The sequence below is a fragment of the Blautia sp. HCP3S3_G3 genome (assembly GCF_052063365.1).
Classification (GTDB): Bacteria; Bacillota; Clostridia; order Lachnospirales; family Lachnospiraceae; genus Blautia_A.
Genome location: NZ_JBQHXR010000018.1, coordinates 26,353 through 51,011, shown reverse-complemented (window position 1 = coordinate 51,011; position 24,659 = coordinate 26,353). Strand labels below are relative to the sequence as shown.

The following is a 24,659-nucleotide window of genomic DNA, read 5'->3' as shown; positions in this document are numbered from 1 at the left end:
CCCTCACAGAGTTTCGCCCTGAACGGAAGTTCCGGTGAAAACCATAGCACAACCAAACGCAAAAAATCCCCACGGATTAATACAGAACTAACGTCTAATTCATTAAAACCCTCTGTAATTAACTAAAGCACTCTTTAGTCAATCAAGATGTTTTGACAGTTCAAAATGAATCATTATAAAGAATTTTCGTGATGTTTTATTCCGTGTAAAATTCTTCAAATACATCGTAAATTCCCAAATATAATAAATCAATGCCAATCCTCTTGTATCACAGTAAGAATTCGGCATCGGAAAACTTTAATTAATTTTGGAATATTTAGAAGCTATATAAGTCCCGGATAGTCTAACCTTTCCGAGACTTATTCATCTTAAAGGATCGCTGCTAAATAATACATCTTTCATCTTGAGTGATAATTACAGAGAGTTCCATCATTCATCTTAAATGATCATTACGGAGCGTTCCATCTCTCCGAAGATTTTTTCAGGCAGAAAAAGCAGGTGGGCACGATATAAAAGCATGCCGATACCCAGGCAGCCGGATCAGCTGCACAAATAGCCGTGTAACCAAAATACCGTACAAACACAATACCTACAATACTTCTGGCAAACATTTCTGTTACGCCGGAGAAAACCGACCTTCCGGAATAACCAAGCCCCTGCGTGGAAAACCGGCATACATTCAAAATTCCCAGTGCCCAGTAGAAAAATCCCAGATAACGCAGATATTTGCCGGAAGCATCTAGCACATCTACAGCCTCCCTGCTTACAAAAAGCATAGAAAGCGGTCTTCCAAAGGAAATCAGAATCAAACCTGCAATAATTCCATATCCGACTGCCATCACCAGCCCCTCATAAATTCCCTTGCGGATTCGATCCGGTTTCCCGGCACCCAGATTCTGTCCGCAGTATACCGAAATCGCTGTTCCAAGCGCTTCAAAAGGACACATGGTAAACTGCTTGATTCTCATTCCTGCTGTAAAACCCGACACACAGACACTTCCCAGACTGTTGTTTGCAGCCTGCATTACCATGCTGCCGATTGCCGTAATAGAAAACTGAAGTCCCATGGGAAAGCCCATCAGAGCCAGCTCTCCTGCTACTTCCTTACGAATATGACAGTTCTCACGGGAAAGCCGCAGCACTTCCACACGCCTCATAATAAAACACAGACAAAGAAGTCCGCTTATTGCCTGTGCGGTAATCGTTGCAACGGCCGCTCCGGCACATCCCCATTTCAATACCATAATGCACAACAAATCCAGAAAAATATTTAAAACTGTGGAAATCATCAGAAATACAAACGGTGTTCTGCTGTCTCCGATTGACCGCAGAATACTGGAAAGGTAATTATACAGCAAAGTAAACGGAATTCCCAGAAATATGATCACCAGATACTGGTAGGCATTTTGATAAATATCCTGTGGTACGGACAGAAGATGTAAAATCCATGGACACAAAAATGTACAAAGCACCGTGACCACGGCAGCCAGTATTCCTGTCATCACAGCTCCATTAAATACATAATCCCTCATATGGTCATGTTTCCCTGCACCGAAATATTTTGCCACCGGCACACCGAAGCCCGCACAGCTTCCCATGCAAAACCCCAGCACCAGAAACTGTACACTGCTGGATGCTCCCACACCTGCCAGTGCCTCCGTGCCCAGAACCCGTCCTACAATCGCAGAATCAATGATATTATAGGTCTGCTGCAGAAGATTTCCAATCAAAAGGGGCGCCGCAAACTGTAAAATCAGTTTCAGAGGGCGCCCCTCGGTCATACTTGTCGCCACAAAATTCACCCTTTACCATTTTTTTAAATTTTAGCACAGCTTTTTCAAATATACCATTCAATATTCAGCAAAACATAATATGAAAATATCCAAACATTTGTAATATCCCAGAATCAATTCTCTGATAAAGTTTTTAGAAACTCATCATAGAAAAAGGCAAAGCACTTTCCTATGATAAAATAAAAGCCGCATACCGAACCATACTCAGTACACAGCCCTTATGGCAACTTCATTACCTTTATCCAACGGATTTTTTCCATTTTATATGCTTCATACGATTATTTCTGCTGCAAAATGCTTTATTCTGCTGCCGCAAGGAATGGAGTGATTTTTTCCATGATCCGATGATCATCAGAATCATAACGGAGCAACTGCGGTTTTGTCAGGTCCAGTCCGAATACACCTATGACAGATTTGGCATCCACTGTGCGGTTTCCCATTCCCAGATCGAAATTGATATCGATTTTGTCGATAATATTGATAAAGTTGGTCACTTGTTCTACGTTATTGAATTTTACATATACCTGCTGCATTTCTAAAACCATCCTTTCCTAGATTTCATATTTTAGCTACGAAATATGATATCGTTTTCACTTTTCACGCACATTATATATCAGGCTTTTTCATTTGTAAATCGTCATTTTCGACAATCTTTTCTTTTATTCTTTGTGCGTGTCGTCAATCTGTCTAAAGAATATCCTCTGCCAAATATAAAAGAATACTCTGTATGAATCTCTTAAAAATCCCATCTTGCGGACCAAAAAGAACGTTTCCTGTCAATTTTTTAAGAAGCTCTTATGCCAGACATAAAACAATACTCTCCGTTAAAGCATTTTATAATTCCCTCTTGACGAGCGCTCTCTTTTGCGGTATAGTTGCTAGTGCAACAGCAATTACGAAATGAAGTCTACAGGAAAGCGGCGTTGCGCCCACCGAAGGAATAACACTCTCAGGTGCCCCATTCAGGGTGAAAACTGTAAATGGATCGTATCTCTGGAGACACCCGGATTTCCGGGGGCCGAAGGTGCAACAGGCATAAGTGAATTTATGTTTGAATCTCTCAGGCAAAAGGACAGAGGAATGCTATTCTTTGCATTCTTTTTTTGCGTAGAGAGCCAGATGGGCTCTTTTTTTGTGTCATGGAAAATGCTTTGTATTTTTTCTCATATTTGCTTTACCGGGAAATACTCTGTGTTTTCGTTTCTCATATTTTGTATCATGAAGAAATGCTCTGCATTCTTTCTTCCCATGTTTCCTATCATGCGGAAGATTTTGCATTTTCTCTTCCAATATGTTCTATCATGCGGAAGACTCTGCATTTTCTCTTCCCATGTTTCCTATCATGCGGAAGACTCTGCATTTCCTCTTCCCATGTGTTCTATCATGCGGAAGACTCTGCATTTCCTCTTCCCATGTTTCCTATCATGCGGAAGACTCTGCATTTCCTCTTCCCATGTTTCCTATCATAGGGAAGAATCAGTATTTTCTTTTTCCATGATACAGAAATATCACCGCAAATCCCCCTGGAGCATGTTTGAAAATTGCTTTCGTCCCGATTTCTTCAGAACCGCTGCTATTTCTATGAAAAAGGAGAAATCTTATGTGGAACTCAATCAATCAACTCTTAACTACCATTGATGACCTGGTATGGGGAGTGCCCCTGATGGTACTGATCCTGTCTGGCGGTATTCTTCTGACCCTCAGACTTGGTCTGCTTCAGGTTCGCCGTCTGCCGCTCGCACTGAAATGGATGTTTCAGAATGAAAATGACGGTAAGGGTGAAATCTCAAGTTTTGCCGCACTCTGCACGGCTTTAAGTGCTACCATCGGTACCGGCAATATTGTCGGTGTGGCAACTGCTGTCTGTGCCGGAGGCCCCGGCGCTTTGTTCTGGATGATTGTCGCTGCTTTCTTCGGTATGGCTACCAAATACGCAGAAGGCCTGCTCGCAGTCAAATACAGAGTCATTGATGAGAACAATCACAGCCTTGGTGGTCCTTTCTATTACATAGAACAGGGTATGGGCAAAAACTGGAAATGGCTGGCAAAAATGTTTGCATTTTTCGGTGTCTGTGTCGGTCTGTTTGGTATCGGTACTTTCAGCCAGGTAAATGGAATTGCCAGTGCTGTACAGAATTTCTTTGATCCGACCAAATCCAACTGTATTACCATCCCGTTCCTTGGAGAATATTCCTGGGCAGTTGTGATTTCCTCCCTGATCCTGGCATTTTGTGTTGCAGCCGTTCTCATTGGCGGAATCAAACGTATCGCCAGCGTCAGCCAGGTTGTTGTACCATTTATGGCAGTGATCTATTTTATTTTCAGTATTGCCCTGATTCTTTTCAACATCACCGCTGTTCCGGAAGCCGTTACAGCTATCGTAAAAGGTGCGTTCAATCCTTCTGCAGTGACCGGCGGCGTTGTGGGAACCATGATTGTTTCCATGCAGAAAGGTGTTGCAAGAGGTATCTTTTCCAATGAAGCTGGCCTCGGAAGTGCTCCGATCGCTGCTGCTGCCGCTCAGACAAAAGAGCCGGTACGTCAGGGTCTGGTCAGCATGACCGGAACTTTTATTGATACCATTATCATCTGTACACTTACCGGTCTTTCCATTGTCCTTACCGGCGCATGGCAGGTAGAAGGTCTGGAAGGCGTTCAGGTTACCACCTATGCATTCCAGAATGGTCTTCCGATCCCGCCTCAGATCTCCAGCTTTATTCTGATGATCTGTCTTGTATTTTTTGCTTTTACTACCATTCTCGGATGGGATTACTACAGCGAACGCTGCCTGGAATATCTCACAGGCGGAAATCAGAAACCGGTTATGGCTTACCGCTGGATCTATATTCTTGCCGTATTTATCGGACCATATATGACAGTCAGTGCTGTCTGGACGATTGCTGATATCTTCAATGGTCTGATGGCACTCCCGAACATGATCGCATTGTTTGCATTAAGCGGAGTGGTTGCAAAAGAAACAAAAGCTTTCTTCAAAGCGGAAAAACATCTTCAATAAAGCAACGCTTTCTTCAGGGCGGAAAAACAGCTCCAATAAAGCAACGCTTTCTTCAGGGCGGAAAAACAGCTCCAATAAAGCAACGCTTTCACAGTCCCATTATTTTATTACGATATAAAAAGAAGGATTTTCGGAACCTGTTTACTCCGAAAATCCTTCTTTTGTCCAGAGCGTGTTTGAAAGTTGCTTTCCGACTTTTCAAACACGCTCTGGTACGTTATACACTTTATAAATCATTTTTTTCGTATTTGTCCCACACGCATCATTTCTTTAATCTGCGCCCTTTTCAAAAGGGATACCGCATCGATCAGTTCTGTACGGTAAGTACCTGTTCCGGCTCTCAATTCCCTTGTTCTCCTCCGGGCAATCTCCCCACAGATTCCCATGACCGTACAGGCAGCCGCGGCGGATTCCAGAGAACTCTCTATACTCAGGAATGCTCCAAGAAGAGAAGAAGCCATACATCCGGAACCGGTGATCCTGGACATCATCCTGCTTCCATTATGTACAGTATAAACCGTTTCTCCATCGGATATCACATCCGTTTCTCCGGAAGCAATCACAATCGTTCCGCGGTTTTGTGCAAGTGTCCGTACCACCTGCATGGTATTCTCAGGAACTCCTTCCTGAATCCGGTCCTCCATTGCCGCATCTACCCCGGCTGCTGTACGACTGCCGGTAACAAGTGCCCTGATTTCCGAAAGATTCCCCCGTATCACAGAGGGGTTTGCATGATTCATCAGTTCAAAGCAAAGACTTCTTCGATAAGAGGAACCAGATACTCCTACCGGATCAAGCACCACAGGATGACCGATTTCTACGGCTCTCTCTGCAGCTGCAAGCATGGCATCAAAGGATTCCGTGGCACCCAGATTGCACACCAGCGCCCGGCAGCCCTCTGTCACTTCTGCCGCTTCCAGAGGATGATGGGCCATAACAGGCGATGCTCCCGCTGCCAGAAGGATATTCGCACAATCGTTGACTGTGACCATGTTGGTGATACAGTGGATCACAGGCCGTTCTTCCTGTATTGCTGTCCAGAAATCACATATTTTTTCCGACGTAAGCTCCGCCATGTCTTCCCCATCCTTTCCTCTTCTGATGCACGTTATGAGTTCAGTTGTGCTTTCATATTTTCCAGTACACCCACATTTTTAAGGGCTAAGGTAATCACGACCGCAATCAGTGTACCGCCCACTGTACTGATCAGAAACGGTACCACAAAAGTAAATAATGCTGCACTCTCATTTCCAAGAATAAATGCAGAAATCGGATAGGAAAGCATTCCTCCGATAATTGCTGTTCCAAATACTTCTCCCACATAAGCGGCCGGAAGCGCTTTCATCTTTCTGTACAGAAATCCTGCAAGAAAGGCACCGCACATACTGCCCGGAAATGCAAGGAGTGTTCCCAGTCCCAGAAGATTCCGGATCAGACTGGCAATAAATGCTGCTGCAAGTGCCCACCATGGTCCCAGCAAAATGCCGCAGAGTACATTCACCAGATGCTGCACCGGCGCGCATTTGGAGCCGAATACAGGAATGGAAAATGTAGATCCAACGACTGCGATTGCTGCAAAAATTGCAGTCAGTGCGATTTTCTTTGTGTTTGAGTTCTTCATAATTTTTTCCTCTTTTCCTTATATTTCAGCGCCTTCACCGGTCATCCGGCGATTATGAATGCAGAATTCTCCGCATCATTTTTCCTATAGCGGCCCAAGGTGGTGCCCCCAATTTGCCGCTCGAAAGCGTAAAAAATGCGCCAAACACCAATTAAGGTATTCTGCGCAACAACTCCGCTTACTGTTTCCCTACGTTGGCATTATCCAAATCAGGTTATGGGTTAAAAGCTTCCGCTTTCTCTCAGCCCATTTCTATGAGCACCCCGTTTTTCATTCCTCATTATAACAAATCATCCGGGAATTGCAAGCCCCAAATTCCAAACCTGAAAATCCTACGATTCTGACCAGAAAAATCCCCCAAAAAAATTTTACTCCTGATGCCAGATTTCGATAATTTTACCCTGATACCAGGTTGCGAAAATTTCCTTGTTTTCCAGCCCCTGAAATGTTAGAATAAAGACTGACTCTGATTTAGAGCGTGTCTGAACATTCATTTCCGTCATCTGCACGCTCTGGCTCATCACTGGCTCATCATAAGTAATGTCTGTGCAGGCAGATATTTCCATAAAAAGTAGAAAGAAGGATACATACGATGCAATTTTCCAAAAGACTGGATTTGTTTGGAAATGAAATTTTTGCAGCCCTGAATAACCGGCGACTGGAACTGGAAGCCCAGGGCAGAAAAATTTATAACATGAGCGTGGGAACACCGGATTTCACCACGCCGGAACATATCAAAAAGGCGCTGATTGAAGCAGCTTCAGATGATGCCAACTGGAGATACAGTCTCCGCGATCTTCCGGAGCTTCTGGACGCCGTCTGCAGCTATTACCGGAAACGTTTCCAGGTGGAAATTACCCCGGATATGGTCATGTCTGTATACGGCAGCCAGGAGGGAATGGGACACCTTGGAATGACGCTCTGTGACGAGGGCGACACCGTACTTCTTCCTGATCCCTGCTATCCGGTATTTGCTGCCGGAAGTCTGCTGGGCGGTGCCGTTCCCTATTATTACCCGCTGACTGCAGAACATGACTTTCTTCCCTATGTAGAAGACATTCCGGAAGACGTTGCCCGGAAAGCCAAATACATGATCGTCTCCCTGCCTTCCAACCCGGTAGGAAGCATTGCGTCACCAGGACTCTACGAAGAAATTGTTGCGTTTGCAAAGAAATATGATATCCTGATCATTCATGACAATGCTTACAGTGATATTATTTTTGACGACGCATACGGCGGAAGTTTTCTTTCCACTCCCGGAGCACGGGAAGTTGGTGTAGAATTTTTCAGTCTCTCCAAATCATTTAATGTGACCGGTGCAAGAATCAGTTTTCTTGTCGGAAGACCTGACGTGATCGCTGCTCTTCGCAAACTTCGCAGCCAGATTGATTTCGGCATGTTCCTGCCTATCCAGAAGGCTGCCATTGCCGCATTAAACGGACCTCTGGAAAGTGTAAAGGACCAATGCCAGGACTACGAAAAACGCCGTGATGCCCTCTGTGACGGTCTTCGCAGCATTGGATGGGAACTCCCCAACGGCAAAGGCACCATGTTTGTATGGGCCAAAATCCCCGGCGGACGCACAGACAGCATGGAATTCTGCATGGAACTTATGGAAAAAGCAGGCGTCATCGTCACACCAGGAGCAAGTTTCGGTCCTCACGGAGAAGGTTATGTCCGCTTCGCACTGGTACTCCCTCCGGAAAAGATCCAAGAAGTGATCAAAGCCATCCGTGTCAGCGGAATCTGATAACAGACCGTACAGAAACACATACTTTACATACAAATTTCCTCAAAAAATCTTACAGGATACTGTCAGGGGTCTTGTGAAAATATCATTTTTTCGCAAGCCTCCTTATTTTGACACAGCAAAAAGCCGAAACAGGTGACAGGCAGCCTCTTTACCAAACATACAGTAAAAGGCTGCATATCATCTGCTTCGGCTTTTTTCACAGGGAAATACAAAACACATTCCTATGATATAAATAAAATTTGTCTAATCCATCAGAAAATAAATAACTGGTCAGATGGCGCTGGATATTTTTCTGAAAGTGCATCTCAAAAAAGCGCAAACTACCCCTTTTCTATTTCACAAAACTGACAAAATGGGCTGTAATTATATGAAATCCATTTCAGCGTTCTTCAATCGGAATAAACTCTTCATGATGGCCCACATATTTATATGCAGGACGGATAATCTTGCTTGCATTCAGCAGTTCTTCCAGACGGTGCGCGCTCCAGCCCGGAATACGTGCAATCGCAAAAATCGGGGTAAACAGTTCCTTCGGAATACCAAGCATCGTATAAACAAATCCACTGTAAAAGTCCACATTCGCACAGACATTCTTAAACAGTTTGCGCTGTTCCATAATCAGTCTGCCAGCAAGGCGCTCTACAAGCTCATACAGGGCAAATTCCTCCATCATTCCCTTCTCCTCTGCAAGTTTCTTGGCAAAACGCTTCAGAATCACTTCACGCGGGTCAGAAAGAGTATAAACAGCATGTCCCATACCATAGATCAGACCGGTATGGTCAAAGGCTTCTTTATTCAGGATCTTATGGAGATACTCCTCCACTGCTGCCTCATCCGTCCAGTCTTCCACATGAGCTTTGATGTCATCAAACATATCCTGTACCTTCAGATTGGCACCGCCGTGACGCGGACCTTTCAGAGAACCAATCGAAGCTGCCACAGAGGAATAGGTATCTGTTCCTGAAGACGTCACAACATGGGTGGTAAAGGTAGAGTTGTTACCGCCGCCATGCTCTGCATGAAGCACCAGTGCGATATCCAGAACCTTGGCTTCCAGCTCTGTATACTTGCCATCCGGGCGAAGCATCAGAAGAATGTTTTCCGCCATGGAAAGTCCCTTCTCGGGATTACGGATAAATAAAGTCTCATCCTTGCGGAAATGGCGGTAGGAATGATAAGAATACACAGCAATCAGCGGAAGCTTGGCAATCAGTTCCAGACACTGACGAAGCACATTGCCTGCAGAAATATCTTCCGGATCGGAATCATAGGTGTACAATGTCAGAATACAGCGCTGCATGGAATTCATGATATTGGCATTGGAGGCCTTCATAACTACATCACGTACAAAACGTCCGCTCAGTGTTTCCAGTTCAAACATGACATCGACAAACTGCTTCAGTTCCTCTTCACCTGGAAGTTTTCCGAACAAAAGAAGATAAATGGTTTCCTCAAATCCGAATTTCCTGTCTTTCAGTCCGTCGACCAGATCATAAACATTGTATCCCTGATAATAAAGACTTCCTTCTGCCGGAATCTTACGTCCATTGATCAGGTCATAAGCTGTCACATCCGATACTTCCGTCAGACCAGTAAGAACACCCTTACCTGCAGAGTCACGGAGACCTCTCTTTACATCATATTCGATATAGAGATTCGGATCAATTCGGTGATTCCTCATTAATTCATCCTGAAGTTCCTGCATCGGACGTTTCAGTTCACCCATCTCGTCAATGTTCATCATTTCATTTTCAATCATAATTTCTCCTCCTCCGTCATTTATCCAGAAAGACAGAATTCTGCTCTGAAAGCTTTTTGTATTACTCGAAAGTCCTCTGTTCTCCCCTTGATACAAAAAAACACCTCTTGCGATTCGTCTTCGTAATCGGTGCTATTATCTTCGTTATTCTCTAATATTTTACTATATTACACGAATAAAGTGACAAATGCAATCTTTTTTTTCAAAAACGTGTATAAAAATACCGTTTGTTCCTCATTTAATACAAAACACTGTATAAAATGCTGCCGGTGCACAGGTCATAAATCCCGGACAGTCCGCACATCCGGCAGCTGTTTTCATCAGTTGTCGTTTTCATCAGTTGTCTTTCTCAGACTCTGAATCTTCTAGGAAATCTCCAGAATGCTGCCCGCGGAAAGATAATGAATCTGTGTTCCCATGGCCTCTTTCAGCATCTGATAGGATTCCGTTCCTGTACAGTGGCAGGTATAATACTGACACGAATTCTCCTGAAGCTTCTCTGCCATACTCCGGCAGAACATCTGCTGCTTATTCCTGTCCGGATAAGCATTCATCAGATGCATTCCGCCAATGGCATAATCAATCCCTGCAGGAGCGAACATGGAAGCTTTTTTCAGGATATTCACCATTCCATTATGCGCACAGCCAGCAACCAGCACCATCTTGTCGCCCTCCTTTAAAAGCAGGTTCTGCTCATGCATAAAAAGATCCTGAATCTGATGTCCGTTCATGGATACAAAAAGACGGTCATTTGCCGGAGAATAGCATTCTCTGCCCGTAACCCCTGCAAAAATCTGAATCCCTGCATCCAGCTTATAATCTCCTGTGTGTGTGATCACTCTGGGATGATTGCTCCACTCCGGAGGCAATCCGATATAACGGTTCGTCCCATCCGGATCATGTGCATAGAATTCCCCCAGCGCTTTTTTCTGAATATGTATATCCGCCTGGGAATTTGCCTCCAGAAAGGCACGGATACCGCCTCCATGGTCATAATGGCCGTGAGAAAGAATCGCCACATCCACGCTTCCGATATCAATTCCCAGCTTCTGTGCATTCTGCAGAAATCTTCCATCCTGTCCCATATCAAACAGGATTCTGTGACTTCTTGTCTCAATGTAAAGGCTCAGTCCGTGGCTGCAGACATATTCCTCTGATACAGCCGTGTTTTCCATTAACGTAACAATACGCATGCGACTACTCCCCTTTCACGCTCATGTATAAAACATCCTGCAGGATATTTTCAATGAACTTTAACTTTATCATAACCTCCGGTAAAAAGATTTACAATAGGAAATTGATAATTTTCTTTATATGGTTTATAATGAAACAATCAAGAGGCTTTCCGACAGATGCGCGTCACCATTTGTGGGACGTGCAGATGACGGGAATGAATTTTTAAACACAATCGAGCACACAATCCCCACAAGGAGGACGAAACACATGGAAACAAAAGATACCAAACCGTGGCTTGACACCTCAGATCCTCAGAAATTTATCAACAACACGGCCAAATTCAATGATCTGATGATGATGTACCGCTGTGCCATCCGCGAAGTACGCACCAAACTCGAAGTCCTGGACGATGAGTTCTCAGTAGAAAATCAGCGTAATCCGATTTCTTTTATCAAAACCCGTATCAAGAAACCGGAGAGTATTTACCGCAAGCTTCAGAAACTTGGCTGTACATTTACTCCGGAAAATATTGTAGAACAGCTTCATGATGTTGCCGGCATCCGTGTTATATGCGCTTTTGTTGATGATATTTATACCATCGCGGATCTTTTGTCCAGCCAGGACGATATCACGGTACTTCAGGTCAAAGATTACATCAAAAATCCAAAACCCAACGGATACCGCAGCTATCACATGATCATTGAGATTCCTGTATTCTTCTCCAAAGGCAAAACGCCTATGAAGGTGGAAATTCAGATCCGCACCAACGGTATGGACTTCTGGGCAACACTGGAACATCAGCTTCGCTACAAAAAAGGAATTGAACAGATGGAAGGCTACGAGGAAATCAGTAAAGAACTGATGCAGTGTGCAGCTGCGGTCATTGAAATGGATAATGAAATGCAGAATATCAAAAATAAAATCGGAAAATTTCATGATATTTGATGTTTTCTTCGAACGTTCGAATTATTTGTACAAATATGGTGCTGAATTTTTGTGCAATTTAGAATATTTAAAATAATTCAAAACTATGATACAATACGTACAGTTTTTATTCTAAAAACCAATGAATCAAACATAAGAAATTTTGAAAGCTTCCGCGCATTCTTCGCATATCTTGCAGCGCGAATCAATTTCTGGAGAATCTGTACTCCACTCTCCAATGATTAAAATAAAAACTATGAAAGAATCCGATTCTGCAGGCTTCTCCGCCTGCGGCGGATTATTTTGGCAATATAATTCTTCTCCATCGCAGTATGATCCTGCCCGAAGCATTTTCCTATGAGAAAAGTCCCCTTTTGCGTGTATGCCGCAAAAGGGGACTTTTCTGTTATAATCTCACCTGCACTTTTTCCGTATTCCGGACACGGAAGGCACGGGGTGTCATGTGATAATGTCCTTTGAATACCCGGTGAAAATAACTGTTATTTTCATATCCTACCGCAGCAATAATATCATTGATAGGCAGATCCGTGTCACAGATCAGTTCCGCTGCTTTATTCAGGCGTTTGCGCTGCAGCAGTTCCTTGAAATTAAAGCCGGTAGACTTCTTGATCATTTTGCTGAGCATGTGCATGGGAAGATGCAGCTTCTCACACAATTCTGTAAGCGTTGCCGTCCTGTACTGCTGCTCAATATAGTCCAGGGTAGTCATGGTGATCATATTTTCATACTGATTGGGAACACGCATTTCCACATACTGCACGGAATCCAGAAGATATAGAAAAATCAATCCCATTGTCGTCTGATGAATGCGGCTCTGGTCTCCCTGACCTGTTACCAGGGAATAGATGATGTTTTCCAGAAGATTTTGGATCTGAAGAACCTCCGATACTTTGAAATGCAGGTATTCTCCCCGTTCCTCATCCTGTCTCAGCACATTTACCAGAAAGTCCGCAAGAACATTGTTGCTGCCCGCCATACTGTATGCCACATCAAAGAATTCCGGAAGCACCATAAAATTGATAGCAATATCATTCTCTCCTGCCGGAAGAATTTCATGCCTGGTAAACTGATTGAGAAACAACAGTTCCCCCTTCCGGACCACCACCTGCTTCCCGTCAATGATATTTGTCAGATGCCCTTCACAGACATAAAGAACTTCAATAAAGTTATGCCTGTGCACAGGAAAATGCACAAACCGGGTATGCGTCCGGACTGCTATCAGTTTTCCTTCCTCCAGCATCTTACCGCTGTCTACCGTAAAATCCTTTCCTGATGTGTAAAGATCTTTATCCACTTCTCCCACACCATCCAGAATACGTCGCTCTTCTTCTGTAATTTTCCTGAGATGATCCAATAAAGCCTGCTGCATACTCTTTCTCCTGCCTGATATTTCCTATAAAACCAAACACAATGTCTGCTTTCACATACATCACGAATCATGAAAAGTTGGCTGTTACGTACTTCGTGCTCCCATAAGCACCATATGTATTTATTATAACATGCCTGCATGACAAAATAAATTTCTGTTTGTCAAAACATATCTGACAATTATTTTCTTCTTTGTAAAAAACTTTACATGAGAAAAGAGCGGAACCATGAAGGTTCCGCTCCTGAAATTATTACCTTTAACCGTATCAGACTGAATCTTAGTACAGTTTAGCCATTTCTTCGATGTTATCGGAATTGAACTGCAGAGGCAGACCAAGAACGATTTCTGTACCGCCGTCATCAGCTTCTGTGATGGTGTATTCACCCATATCACCAGCTGTGAAGGTTTCATCCAGAGCACCTGTGATGTCGCCGTTGATCAGAGCGATTGTAGAGTATGCGCTCAGATTTCCAAGACCAACCATATCCCACAGATAGAAGTACGGGCAGGAATGAGCATCGTCAGCGCCTGTGTACTCGATCATTTCGGATGGAAGTCCAAGACCGGTCAGTTTGCATGCAGATTCGTTATCCTGAAGGTATTTAGCAGCTGCTGCGATACCAACAGTTGTCGGAGCACAGATTACTTTCAGATCCGGATATTTCTCAAGAAGAGCTGCTGTCTGGTCTGTGGATTTCTGTGGTTCGTCATCACCATATGCAACTTCTACAAGTTCCAGTTTGCTGTATTTCTCGTCTTCTTCCATGATTTTCTTCATAGCATCGATCCATGCGTTCTGGTTTGCTGCCTGAGAAGTAGCGGAAAGAATTGCCCACTGACCTTCGCCGCCTGCGATATCAAGAACAGCGTCCATCAGAGCCTGTCCTACAGCAACTGTACCAGCCTGGTTTACAAATACCTGACGGCTGTCTTTGTTCGGAGCAGAGTCAAAACAGGAAACTTTGATTCCTTCATCCATAGCTTCTTCCAGTTTTGCCTGAAGAGCGTTTACGTCATTTGCAGAGATGCAGATTGCATCGAAATCCTGAGAAATCAGGTTATCCAGAGCTTTGATCTGAGCGTCTGCTGTAGCTGCTTCCGGATAAACTTTCTCTACTGTGCCGCCTTCAGCGGTTACAGTTTCTTCGAAAGCATCTGCTGCGATTTCGAAGAATGCGTTACCAGCGGATTTTGCAACCAGAGCGATTTTCATTCCGTCTGCTGTTCCTGCAAATACAGGGCTGACAGATCCCAGGATCATGGTTCCGCAAAGAACTGCGCTTACTAATTTTTTGTTCATGTTTTTTTCCTCCCTTGGAATATAGTTTATTTGCAACTGCTACCCCCATACAGGTATACAGCTACTATCTGAAATAATGGAATTCTGATTATTCCAACTTTAACTGTTTAATATCACTCTTTAATAATAAAACATTTTTTATTTTTTTACAACTCTTTTTATCTGTCCGATAATATTCGGAAGTGCTACTGCTGCAATCAGAAGTACACCGAGAATCAGAAGAATCACCTGCGCGTGAACATTTTTCTGTCCAAGACCTACACGGAGGCAGACAATGATAAATGCGGAAATAATACCGCCTGCCAGGTTACCTTTACCGCCTGTAGAGGAAATACCTCCAAATACTGCCATGGCAATGGCATCCATCTCAAATCCGTTTCCTGTCGTTGTGTTTGCTCCATAAGAAGTAGACACCAGGAACAGAGAACAGAGACCAGCCATCGTTCCCATCACGGTATAGATGATCAGTCGAATCTTCTGTACATGAATACCGGAATAATAAGCTGTCAGACGATTGGTTCCGATCGCATATACACGACGTCCGAAAGTGCTTTTGCCAAGAACTACTGCAAAAACAACAGACAGGATCACTACCAGAAACAGAATATAGGGAACACTTCCCACTTTGCCGCCCAACAGACGGAAACCATCTGTATTGGTTGCAGAAATACTTCCGCCGCTTCCAAGAACGATTTCCGCGATTCCACGGAAGATAATCTGTGTTGCAAGTGTTACAATCATCGGAGGAAGCTCTTCAAATCTTGTCAGAATAAATCCATTTACCAGTCCGCAAAGAGTACCTACCACAAGACCGGTCAGGACAACTACGATAAACGGTGCTCCTGTATTGCAGACAATACAGCTCATGGTTGCGGAAAGACATACGATAGAACCTACGGAAATATCAATTTCTCCCAGCACCAGAATATATGCCATAGGAAGCATCAGGAATACTTCTGCCAGATAAATCGGCATCTGGCGAAGCAGGCTTTTCAAATTGTAAAATTCAGAAAAAACCGCACAGAAAATATTTACCAGGACAAAGAGCACAACCAGAATACCTTCCCAGCTGAGAATCATCTTTTTGATGGGAGCTTCCGGCACGTTATTAATACTTCTTCCAGATTTTCCAGCCATGATTACATCTCCCTTCCTTTTAATGCATTTCTGTCCGCTACCCTCTGAAGGACAACGTTTACAACAACTACGACCAGAATCAGGATACCTTTGATGGTATTCTGCCACAGAGCATCAAATCCAACCAGCGGAAGTGCTTTCGCGATAGTAGCCAGAATCAGAGAACCAAGCAAAGCTCCGATTACTGTACCGCGTCCGCCGCTCATGCTGACACCGCCGATTACACAGGCAGCAATGACATCCATTTCTCCGCCCTGCTGCATATCCGGCATGGCAGATGCATAAATGGAAACCTGAAGAGCTCCGCCGAGACCTGCCAGAAATCCCATGATCACATAAACCAGCATCTTGATATTTTTTACATTGATACCGGAAACCTCTGCAGCATTTGCATTGCTTCCTACTGCATAAATCTTACGGCCGGTTCTTGTCCATTTCATAAAGACAAAGAAAACCACATAGCAGAGAATGATGACCCAGATTACACAGTTGAGGCCAAGAAGTTTTGATGTTGCAAAATTTTTAAAAGTTCCAAGTGCTTTTGCACTTGCCCATTCACCGCCATTGGATACCAGATATCCCATTGCGCGGTAAATATACATGAAGCCCATCGTTGCGATGATCGGCGGAACATCTGCACGGGAGATCACAAGACCTATTACAAGTCCGCATGCAGTACCGATCAGAAGTGCGATTGCAAAAGCCAGTACAGGGCTGGTAATATACTCATATTTCAGAAGCATACCAATAGACATACCTGACAGCGCCAGTGTAGACATAATTGAGATATCAATACCGCCTACCAGCATAACACACAGCATACCAAGAGACATTACCATGGTTACTGCATTGTTTTTCAGCATATCCATCAGTGATTTCGGTGTCAGGAAAGAAGGACTGACAACCGTAATTGCCGCAAACATAATAATCAGGATAACGGCAAGCAGGGCTTCACGAGAGCCTGTAATTTTTTTGAGAACGGATTTCTTTTCCATTATTTAGCCCCCTTTCCGTTTGTCGTACCTTTTTCCATTGCCAGTTCCAGAATTCTCTCCTGAGTTGCTTCCTCACGGGAAAGTTCACCGGTCTTGCGGCCGTTGCACATAACAATGATTCTGTCTGACATACCAAGAATCTCCGGCATTTCCGAAGAAATCAGGATAATCGCATATCCTTTCAGTGCCAGCTCACCCATGATGCCATAGATTTCTGCTTTTGCACCTACGTCAACACCCTTTGTAGGTTCATCCATGATAACCACTTTCATTTCCTGGCTCAGTGCCTTGGCAACTACAACCTTCTGCTGGTTACCGCCGGAAAGAGAGCTTGCCGGCTGGAAAATATCCACAGCCTTGGTATCTACATCTTCCAGAAGTTTCTTTGCCAGTTCACGTTCTGTCTTTTCATCATTGAAACCTTTTTTTGCATATTTGCTGATGGTTGGAAGTGTTACATTTCTTCCCAGTCCCCAGCTCATGATCAGGCCTTCCTTCTGACGATCCTCCGGAAGAAGGATAATACCTTTTTCCATTGCCTCAGACGGCTGTTTGATACAGACCTCTTCTCCTTCCAGATATACTTTTCCGGAATCTGCTCTTGTAATTCCGCAGATACTTTCTACAACTTCTGTACGTCCTGCACCTACAAGTCCTGTCAGACCCACAATCTCGCCTGCACGAACATCAAAAGAAACGTCTTTATAAAAACCGGTTCTGGAAAGATGTTCCACACGAAGCATTTCCTTACCCGGTTTTACTTCCGGTTTCGGGAACAGATCCTTGATCTCACGTCCTACCATGGCTTTGATCAGGTCTGCATTTGTAATACCGTTTACATCATAAGTTCCGATATACTGAGAATCACGGAATACGGTAACTCGGCTTGCCAGACGATACATATCCTCAAAACGATGGGAAATGAAGATGATGGATACTCCATCTGCTTTTAATTTATCAACAATCCGATACAGTTCTTCCGACTCTCTTCTGGTAAGTGCAGCTGTCGGCTCATCCAGAATAATAATCTTTGCATGAGTAGAAAGCGCTTTTGCAATTTCCACCATCTGCTGCTGTGCCACACTTAAGGTACCCATTTCTGCAGTTGCAGTAAAATCTGCATTTAATTCTTTCAGAAGCTTATTGGCTTCATCATTCATGGCTTTCCACTGGATCATTTTATGTTTAATGATCTCGTGACCCATAAAGATATTCTCTGCAACAGTCAGATGCGGATAAGATGTGGGATGCTGGTAAACGGCTGCAATACCTGCTGCCTGGGCATCTTTCGGTCCCTTGAAATCCACTTTCTGTCCATACAGAAACATTTCGCCTTCTTCAGCCTTATGTACACCAGTGATTACCTTGATAAAGGTAGATTTGCCGGCACCATTCTCGCCCATCAGTGCATGTACTTCACCAGGCTTTAACTGAAACTGTACATTGTTCAGTGCCTTGACACCCGGAAAGATCTTGGTGATGCCTTTTAACTCAAGAACATATTCAGACACGGCTTTTTCTCCTCCCTTGCATACTGCTTTTTTATTCTTCCTTATTGTAGCATTGGTATATTTTTTTTTAAATGGGAATATTTTTTGAATCAGGGTAAAATTTTCTCTTTTTTATGCACAAAAAATGAAAGTATTTTTCTCGTATTTATAGGCAATTTATGCTAAAATAAACGGAGAAGCAACTGGATGACCGTTATTTTTATTCAATCATATTTTTAAATGGTCTGCACGGATTCAAAGGAGAAAGGAATGAAACTATTAATTGTTGACGATGAGGAACTGACACGCACCGGTGTCATCTCTTCCATAAACTGGGAGGACCTTGGAATTAATGAGGTTCTGCAGGCAGATGACGGGATCCACGGACTGGAAACCGCCCGTCTTTTTCACCCGGAAATCATCCTGTGTGATGTACGCATGCCGCGAATGGACGGCATCACCATGCTGGAACAGATCGAACAGATTCTGCCGGACACCGTATTCATTTTTATGAGCGGTTATTCCGACAAGGAATATCTCAAAGCAGCCATCAAACTGAAAGCTGTCAACTATATTGAAAAACCTCTCGATCCACAGGAAATCCGTGATGCCGTTGCGGAAGCGAGAACACTCTGTCTGCAGAAAGCGCACTCCCGCAGGGCGGAAACTCTTCATTCCATGGAAAATGCCTCCAGACTGGCCCTTCAGCTTACGATACCCTACGATGCGGATAATACCCTGCTCAGAGAATTCAGCCGTGAGATGTCTCCTCCCATAACCAGCGGAACCTGTTTCACTGCTTTTATCGTGAAACATGATGTCTCTCTGGAACCGGCACAGAATTCTGTCAGCGGTATCTGTCAGGAACTGAACCATTTTCTGAAACCGCACCACATGAACTGTATCTGTGTTGAAAAGCGGGTGCAGTATCTGGTGTATTTCATTTATGGTACTTCGGCTCCGTCACCGTCTTTTATTCAGAAAATCGGAAACTTTTTGAGCCAGCACCACAGTATTCTCGGAAAACATTTTATTGCAGCCGGTGACACAGTAACAGGAATCTCCAAAGCTTACCACTCGTACGAATCTGCAGTCATTCTGCTTCAGAGCAGTTTTTTCTTTCCGGAAAATACGATGCTCACTTCCGCAATTTTTGAAGAAACAACCCAACAAGAAACCTCATATCCGCAGGCTCCCGACGCTGCCCTTACGGAAGCACTCTCATCCATGGACCAGGCTGCTGCAGACAATCTGCTGAAAGTAATAGAAAAACACTTTACCAGAAATCATGCCCTGCTTCCCAATCAGGTCAGAGATCTGTATTACAAATTATTTCTTACGCTTGAGGATGCCCGCCGTCAGCGCAAACTCACTGACTCCGCATCATCTATGCAGGAAAATATCTCTGATACCATGGAACAGTGCTTTACCTTCCGTGAACTTCATCATGTACTGGAAGAGAAACTGAAAAAATTCTTTCATGATGCGCAGAATGCTTCCGAAGAGAACCATACCATTTTCCTGATCAAGGATTACATCAGCAGGCATTATATGAATGAAACGCTCTCTGTCCGGGATATCAGCGCCCATGTTTTTCTGTCCACTTCCTATGTATGTACTTTTTTCAAAAACGAAACCGGGCAGACATTAAATCAGTACCTGACAGAATACCGCATGGAACGCGCCAAACAGCTTCTGGGGGATTCCCGGTACAAAATCACAGAAATTTCCTCCAGAGTCGGTTACAGTGATGGAAATTACTTCGGAAAAAGTTTCCGGAAATACACCGGACTTTCTCCGTCAGAATACAGGGAGAAACTTTTATCATGAAGACATGTTACCGCAGACTCCGGCAGTTTTACGGTGACCTGAGCCTGCAGTCCAAATTCACTCTTGCACTCATGGTTACCGTTACCGTACCGGTACTGATGATTGGAATCTTCTTTTACAACAGACTGTACGATATGATGGTTTCCTATACGATCCGTCAGGAACAGGATGCCTCCGCAAAAACTTCTCCAATGATCGAAGACATGGTACAGGAGATTATGGATACTTATACCGGAATTTCCGATCAGCCTTTCTTCCAGACGCTGTTTCACCAGCCGGTCAATTCTACCTTATCTGAGCTGGCCGAATCCCCGGAAGCAGAGGAGTTTGTACAGTATCTGAACGAGACAGTCAGCAAAGAGAATATTTCCGATTTTCGAATTTATCTGGATTTTCCTGAAGATATGCAGCGTTTGGCCGACAGCCCCATGGAAGAGTATTTCGCCTCCATTCAGGACATTCGCGGAACCTACTGGCATGGAATTTTTCAGGGTTCCAATATTACGGAACTTTTCTGTCCGTCCTTTTACCTTGGAACGCAGGAACAGAAACAATACGGCGATATGGCCTATATCCGGCAGCTTTCTCTTTATTATCAGGGACAGCCATATCGGGCTTATGCAGCAGTGTATTACTCTTCCGAACCACTGAAAGATGTATTATCCAAAAATCTCTCTCTGGACGGCAGCGTTTCCTACATTATTAACGAACGCAATGCGCTGGTAGCTTCTTCCGATAACTCTTTGTCGGGAATCTACTGGCTGAATTATGAAGACATTGAAAAATCTGTCATGTCTTCCAATAATTTCATTGAGCGGACCATTCTGGACAATAAGATTTATGCGGGCTTTTACCGGATTTCCCAGCCCGGCTGGTTTATGGTAACTGTGCTTCCTTCCAGACCTCTGCTCAATCAGAGCGGATTATTGATGCTTCAGTATGTATTGTTTTACATTCTGTTTCTGCTTCTGGCTCTTTTTCTGGCAAACTCACTGGCGCGCTCCATTACCAACCGTATTTCTTCTGTCATCCGTCAGATGAGCCAGGTCAGGAAGGGGTCGCTTCTTCCCATGGACAGTCCCATCTACCACGATGAAGTTGGTGATTTGATTGATACTTACAACTATATGACCCGGAAAATGGATAAACTGATTGCGGATCAGGGCAAAGCAGCCGAAGATCTCCGTATTGCAGAATTCAATTCTCTGCAGGCACAGATCAATCCTCATTTTCTTTATAATACTATGGATATGATCAACTGGCTTGCCCAGCAGGGACGTAATGCCGAGGTTATTGATGCCGTACAAAATCTATCTAGATTCTACAAACTTACCCTCAGCAGGAAACAGAGTATCAGTACCATTGCCCAGGAAGAAGCGCATGTTTCCATTTATGTTCACCTGCAGAACATGCGGTTTCACGACAGTATTTCTTTCGTGTCGGATATTCCTGATGAACTCATGGATTATCCGATCCCCAAACTGACACTGCAGCCGGTCATCGAAAATGCCATTCTCCACGGCATTCTGGAAACCGAAAATAAATCCGGTACAATCGTACTTACCGGATGGATGGAGAACGAAGATATTGTCCTTCTGATTTCTGATGATGGTGTCGGCATTCCTCCGGAAAAACTGAAAACAATTCTTACCGGAAATGGTACCGGATCTTCCGGCGGCAATCACATTGCCGTCTACAACACGCACCGGAGGCTTCAGATTCTCTATGGATCCGAATATGGCCTTACCTACTCCAGTGAACCGGGAAAAGGAACGGAAGTACAGATCCGGCTTCCTGCCCGGAAAGAATACGAAAGTCCTTTTGTGTACCAGACACTTGTCAGTGAAATCCGCCTGGACAGAGCTCTGCAGCTCCTTGCAAAACCGGAAATGAACCTTTATCAGATTGCCGAAGAATGCGGCTATACGGATGCGGAAAACTTTTTTGAAGAATTTCAACGAAGATTTCAGATATCCCCTACGGAATACAGAAAACGTTTTCTATGATTCCAGGTCAGGATTAAACACGCTCAAGTGCATCGAAAAATAAATGATTAGTTATATCACGCAGAATGATTTTCTCATATACAAGGTGGAGGAATGAGGTGATGCGTGGCATCATCGATTGACGACAACGAAGCAGACAAGAAATCAGATAAGGAGACAGATATGAATACAGAACCACAGATTTTAATGTATAACTTTCAAGAGGAGAAACGTACGCACCTGATCCGGCAGTATTTAAACAGAGCCGGTATCGGAATAAGAGTCGTTCAGACACCGGAATTCCTGGAAAGCCTTGGATACCTTTTCGGACTTCCCGGTTTTTCACGGAACCCTCAGTTTAACATGGGGAATAACTTTTCAGATGAAATGATCGTACTGAAAGATTTCTCCAGGGAACAGCTGGACAGCTTTCTTGCATTTTTCCGTCAGAACGGTCTGAAATCCGTTTCTCTCAAAGCAGTCCTGACCCCTGTCACACAGCACTGGACTTCCATGCAGCTTTATGAAGAACTCAGGAAAGAACATGAAGCCATGCAACGTCCAAAAAAATAGGCTGATAACTTTTTTTGGGGTCACCTTTTTATATTACAGGAAAATGTAAAGCACTTTCCAGTAATATAAAAAAAATGCAATCATTTTCTCTGATCGTATCCTCTGCGCATCTATACAAAAAGCCGATGCATCCGGATATCCGGTGCATCGGCTCTTTTCATGGCCTGATCAGCCAAATTTTCTTTTTTACAGATTATTCAGCGATATCTGCATACATGAAGTACCAGTATCCTGTCGGGGAATGCCACATTCCTTCAATCTTGCTGCTCTGCAGCCAGAAGTCATTGTAGTATGCCAGCGGACAGCATGCGGAATCTTCCATCATGATATCTTCTGCTTCATGAAGAGCGGCAGAACGCTCTGCGGCATCTGTAGAAGCTCTGGATGTGTCAATCGCTGCATCAAATGCTTCGCTGGAGTATTTTCCATCGTTGTTTCCGTTGGTGGAATAGAAAAGCTCTAACTGGTTAGAAGGATCTTTGTAGTCTCCAACCCATCCGTTACGTGCGATCTCGAAATCACCGTTACGTCTCATAGGTGTGAAGCTGGACCATTCTACGATTTCTACTTCCAGAGTAACACCGATTTCTTTCCAAGCCTGCTGCAGATATTCTGCAACTACTTTGTGATAACCGGCATCATTGGTGATGTAGTGAAGAACCGGAAGGCCTTCGCCATTCGGATAACCTGCTTCTTCCAGAGCTGCAAGTGCGCCGTCGATATCAGCAGTTGTGCTCATATATGGCTCGCCGTTGTTTGCATTGCTGTAGAATTCAGAACCGTCGGTATCCTGCCAGCCAGGTCCCATGAAGTTCGGTGCTGCTGTATAAGTACCCTGCATCAGAGTATTGGCAACATGTTCTCTGTCAATCGCAAGGTTCAGAGCTTTACGAACAAGGGAGTTGTTCAGAGGTTCAACCTGTGTATTGTAGGAAATGTAGTAAGTACCGATGATCGGATCTACATAGAATTCCTCATTGTCCTGTAAGGACGGGATTTCTTCTGTAGGAACATCTTTGATCATCAGAACTTCACCGTTCTGGTATGCGCTGTATGCAGCATTGGAGTCCTCGATCAGGTTCCATTTGATGCTGCCGAGTTTGATAGCGTCTGCATTCCAGTAGTACGGATTCTTGGTCATGGTAATATGGGAGCTCGGTACCCACTCACTGATGTAGAACGGTCCGTTACATACATAGGTGGAAGGCTCGATTGCCCATGCATCGCCGTTTGCTTCAACAGTTGCCTGCTGAACCGGGCTTAATGTAGCAAATGCTGCAAGTCCGTCAAAATAAGTACACGGAGAGCTGAGTTTTACTTCCAGAGTCTTGTCATCCGGTGCTGTTACTGCAAGTGCATCAAGGTCACCCTCGATTGCTGCGTCATAGCCTTCTACCATACCCAGAACAGTTTCTGCATAAGGAGCTGCTACGTTCGGATCACATACACGTTTCCAGCTGTAAACGAAATCGTTTGCTGTAAGGTCGGATCCATCGGACCATTTCAGTCCGTCACGAAGATGGAATGTCCATGTTAATCCGTCTTCAGATGTTTCCCAGGTTTCAGCCTGACCAGGTGCGATGTTGCCGTCCTGATCATAGGTCAGAAGACATTCAAATGCATGAAGGATCATGTTACCGCCGTCTACTGCGCTGTTCAGTGCCGGATCGATTGTTTCCGGGTTCGGGCCTACCTGTACGGAAAGCTCTTTTCCTTCTGTTTCTTCAGCTGCTACAGTCATAACTGTTCCGCTCATCATGGTAACAGTCATCATCGCTGCAAGAAGAACGCTGAAAATTCTCTTCTTCATCTTATTCCTCCTATAGGATAGATTATTTATGTCATCAGCTGCACTTAGCTGGTGCATACACAGGGATTACAGGAACTTTTCTTTCTGTTCCCATGTTTATGAATATA

Annotated in this window: 18 protein-coding genes and 2 riboswitches; of the genes, 6 read left to right on the top strand and 12 right to left on the bottom strand. The window is 44.1% G+C overall.

What is annotated here, in order from left to right:
* Positions 1 to 449: 449 nt before the first annotated feature.
* Positions 450 to 1,793 carry an MATE family efflux transporter gene (locus ACTNEW_RS12830; RefSeq protein ID WP_441061692.1) on the bottom strand — a complete coding sequence of 448 codons (1,344 nt, stop codon included), beginning with the start codon at positions 1,791 to 1,793 and terminating at the stop codon, positions 450 to 452.
* A gap of 299 nt (positions 1,794 to 2,092) precedes the next feature.
* Positions 2,093 to 2,326: an HPr family phosphocarrier protein gene (locus ACTNEW_RS12825; protein ID WP_441061689.1), complete on the bottom strand. Its 234-nt coding sequence runs from the start codon at positions 2,324 to 2,326 to the stop codon at positions 2,093 to 2,095.
* Positions 2,327 to 2,776: 450 nt separating this feature from the next.
* Positions 2,777 to 2,879, top strand: a riboswitch (glycine riboswitch).
* 514 nt (positions 2,880 to 3,393) lie between these two features.
* On the opposite strand from ACTNEW_RS12825, the gene ACTNEW_RS12820 reads away from it, so the two are divergent.
* Positions 3,394 to 4,809 carry an alanine/glycine:cation symporter family protein gene (locus ACTNEW_RS12820; protein ID WP_441061687.1) on the top strand — a complete coding sequence of 472 codons (1,416 nt, stop codon included), beginning with the start codon at positions 3,394 to 3,396 and terminating at the stop codon, positions 4,807 to 4,809.
* A 233-nt stretch (positions 4,810 to 5,042) separates the two neighbouring features.
* Here ACTNEW_RS12820 and thiM read toward each other — a convergent pair whose 3' ends face one another.
* A complete protein-coding gene (gene thiM / locus ACTNEW_RS12815) occupies positions 5,043 to 5,885 on the bottom strand; it encodes a hydroxyethylthiazole kinase (protein WP_441061683.1) in 843 nt (280 codons plus the stop codon).
* Positions 5,886 to 5,917: 32 nt separating this feature from the next.
* The gene (thiW, locus tag ACTNEW_RS12810; protein WP_441061681.1) at positions 5,918 to 6,430 is read right to left on the bottom strand and encodes an energy coupling factor transporter S component ThiW; all 513 of its coding nucleotides are present in this window, start codon (positions 6,428 to 6,430) and stop codon (positions 5,918 to 5,920) included.
* A 168-nt stretch (positions 6,431 to 6,598) separates the two neighbouring features.
* Positions 6,599 to 6,706: riboswitch (TPP riboswitch) on the bottom strand.
* A 316-nt stretch (positions 6,707 to 7,022) separates the two neighbouring features.
* On the opposite strand from thiW, the gene ACTNEW_RS12805 reads away from it, so the two are divergent.
* Positions 7,023 to 8,180, top strand: coding sequence for a pyridoxal phosphate-dependent aminotransferase (locus ACTNEW_RS12805; RefSeq protein WP_441061678.1), 1,158 nt, complete (start codon positions 7,023 to 7,025; stop codon positions 8,178 to 8,180).
* A gap of 382 nt (positions 8,181 to 8,562) precedes the next feature.
* On the opposite strand, the gene ACTNEW_RS12800 is transcribed toward ACTNEW_RS12805, so the two are convergent.
* Both ACTNEW_RS12800 and ACTNEW_RS12795 read right to left on the bottom strand, forming a co-directional pair.
* Positions 8,563 to 9,942 (bottom strand): citrate/2-methylcitrate synthase, encoded by a 1,380-nt coding sequence (locus ACTNEW_RS12800; RefSeq protein ID WP_441061675.1) that lies wholly within the window; start codon positions 9,940 to 9,942, stop codon positions 8,563 to 8,565.
* 365 nt (positions 9,943 to 10,307) lie between these two features.
* Positions 10,308 to 11,135, bottom strand: coding sequence for an MBL fold metallo-hydrolase (locus ACTNEW_RS12795; protein ID WP_441061672.1), 828 nt, complete (start codon positions 11,133 to 11,135; stop codon positions 10,308 to 10,310).
* 250 nt (positions 11,136 to 11,385) lie between these two features.
* Between ACTNEW_RS12795 and ACTNEW_RS12790 the strand changes: the two genes are divergently transcribed.
* The gene (locus tag ACTNEW_RS12790; RefSeq protein WP_441061669.1) at positions 11,386 to 12,063 is read left to right on the top strand and encodes a GTP pyrophosphokinase; all 678 of its coding nucleotides are present in this window, start codon (positions 11,386 to 11,388) and stop codon (positions 12,061 to 12,063) included.
* Between the two features lie 385 nt (positions 12,064 to 12,448).
* On the opposite strand, the gene ACTNEW_RS12785 is transcribed toward ACTNEW_RS12790, so the two are convergent.
* The 5 genes from ACTNEW_RS12785 to ACTNEW_RS12765 form a co-directional block, all read right to left on the bottom strand.
* Positions 12,449 to 13,432 (bottom strand): AraC family transcriptional regulator, encoded by a 984-nt coding sequence (locus tag ACTNEW_RS12785; protein WP_441061666.1) that lies wholly within the window; start codon positions 13,430 to 13,432, stop codon positions 12,449 to 12,451.
* A gap of 277 nt (positions 13,433 to 13,709) precedes the next feature.
* The gene (locus ACTNEW_RS12780; protein ID WP_441061663.1) at positions 13,710 to 14,732 is read right to left on the bottom strand and encodes a substrate-binding domain-containing protein; all 1,023 of its coding nucleotides are present in this window, start codon (positions 14,730 to 14,732) and stop codon (positions 13,710 to 13,712) included.
* Between the two features lie 138 nt (positions 14,733 to 14,870).
* Positions 14,871 to 15,869, bottom strand: a complete 999-nt coding sequence (locus ACTNEW_RS12775) for an ABC transporter permease (RefSeq protein WP_441061660.1) — start codon at positions 15,867 to 15,869, stop codon at positions 14,871 to 14,873.
* 2 nt (positions 15,870 to 15,871) lie between these two features.
* On the bottom strand, positions 15,872 to 16,864 hold the full coding sequence (locus ACTNEW_RS12770; protein ID WP_441061657.1) for an ABC transporter permease: 993 nt from the start codon (positions 16,862 to 16,864) through the stop codon (positions 15,872 to 15,874).
* Positions 16,864 to 18,375, bottom strand: coding sequence for a sugar ABC transporter ATP-binding protein (locus tag ACTNEW_RS12765; RefSeq protein ID WP_441061654.1), 1,512 nt, complete (start codon positions 18,373 to 18,375; stop codon positions 16,864 to 16,866). The genes ACTNEW_RS12770 and ACTNEW_RS12765 overlap by 1 nt, the downstream gene beginning before the upstream one ends.
* Before the next feature lie 249 nt (positions 18,376 to 18,624).
* Here ACTNEW_RS12765 and ACTNEW_RS12760 point away from each other — a divergent pair, with 249 nt between their 5' ends.
* The 3 genes from ACTNEW_RS12760 to ACTNEW_RS12750 all read left to right on the top strand — a co-directional run bounded on the left by ACTNEW_RS12760 (position 18,625) and on the right by ACTNEW_RS12750 (position 22,742).
* A complete protein-coding gene (locus tag ACTNEW_RS12760) occupies positions 18,625 to 20,184 on the top strand; it encodes a response regulator transcription factor (protein ID WP_441061651.1) in 1,560 nt (519 codons plus the stop codon).
* Positions 20,181 to 22,190 (top strand): histidine kinase, encoded by a 2,010-nt coding sequence (locus ACTNEW_RS12755; RefSeq protein WP_441061649.1) that lies wholly within the window; start codon positions 20,181 to 20,183, stop codon positions 22,188 to 22,190. Before ACTNEW_RS12760 ends, ACTNEW_RS12755 begins: the two co-directional genes overlap by 4 nt.
* A 105-nt stretch (positions 22,191 to 22,295) precedes the next feature.
* Complete coding sequence (locus ACTNEW_RS12750; protein ID WP_441061647.1) at positions 22,296 to 22,742, top strand: DUF3783 domain-containing protein; 447 nt, start codon at positions 22,296 to 22,298, stop codon at positions 22,740 to 22,742.
* A gap of 193 nt (positions 22,743 to 22,935) precedes the next feature.
* On the opposite strand, the gene ACTNEW_RS12745 is transcribed toward ACTNEW_RS12750, so the two are convergent.
* A complete protein-coding gene (locus tag ACTNEW_RS12745) occupies positions 22,936 to 24,552 on the bottom strand; it encodes a peptide ABC transporter substrate-binding protein (protein ID WP_441061644.1) in 1,617 nt (538 codons plus the stop codon).
* Between the last annotated feature and the right edge of the window lie 107 nt (positions 24,553 to 24,659).

Bases quoted from the DNA above. Each gene is read 5' to 3' on its own strand.
- thiW (WP_441061681.1), bottom strand. From the start codon at position 6,430: ATGAAGAACTCAAACACAAAGAAAATCGCACTGACTGCAATTTTTGCA.
- ACTNEW_RS12755 (WP_441061649.1), top strand. From the start codon at position 20,181: ATGAAGACATGTTACCGCAGACTCCGGCAGTTTTACGGTGACCTGAGC.
- ACTNEW_RS12770 (WP_441061657.1), bottom strand. From the start codon at position 16,864: ATGGAAAAGAAATCCGTTCTCAAAAAAATTACAGGCTCTCGTGAAGCC.
- thiM (WP_441061683.1), bottom strand. From the start codon at position 5,885: ATGGCGGAGCTTACGTCGGAAAAAATATGTGATTTCTGGACAGCAATA.
- ACTNEW_RS12795 (WP_441061672.1), bottom strand. From the start codon at position 11,135: ATGCGTATTGTTACGTTAATGGAAAACACGGCTGTATCAGAGGAATAT.
- ACTNEW_RS12745 (WP_441061644.1), bottom strand. From the start codon at position 24,552: ATGAAGAAGAGAATTTTCAGCGTTCTTCTTGCAGCGATGATGACTGTT.
- ACTNEW_RS12785 (WP_441061666.1), bottom strand. From the start codon at position 13,432: ATGCAGCAGGCTTTATTGGATCATCTCAGGAAAATTACAGAAGAAGAG.
- ACTNEW_RS12780 (WP_441061663.1), bottom strand. From the start codon at position 14,732: ATGAACAAAAAATTAGTAAGCGCAGTTCTTTGCGGAACCATGATCCTG.
- ACTNEW_RS12820 (WP_441061687.1), top strand. From the start codon at position 3,394: ATGTGGAACTCAATCAATCAACTCTTAACTACCATTGATGACCTGGTA.
- ACTNEW_RS12760 (WP_441061651.1), top strand. From the start codon at position 18,625: ATGAAACTATTAATTGTTGACGATGAGGAACTGACACGCACCGGTGTC.
- ACTNEW_RS12825 (WP_441061689.1), bottom strand. From the start codon at position 2,326: ATGCAGCAGGTATATGTAAAATTCAATAACGTAGAACAAGTGACCAAC.
- ACTNEW_RS12805 (WP_441061678.1), top strand. From the start codon at position 7,023: ATGCAATTTTCCAAAAGACTGGATTTGTTTGGAAATGAAATTTTTGCA.
- ACTNEW_RS12790 (WP_441061669.1), top strand. From the start codon at position 11,386: ATGGAAACAAAAGATACCAAACCGTGGCTTGACACCTCAGATCCTCAG.
- ACTNEW_RS12775 (WP_441061660.1), bottom strand. From the start codon at position 15,869: ATGGCTGGAAAATCTGGAAGAAGTATTAATAACGTGCCGGAAGCTCCC.
- ACTNEW_RS12800 (WP_441061675.1), bottom strand. From the start codon at position 9,942: ATGATTGAAAATGAAATGATGAACATTGACGAGATGGGTGAACTGAAA.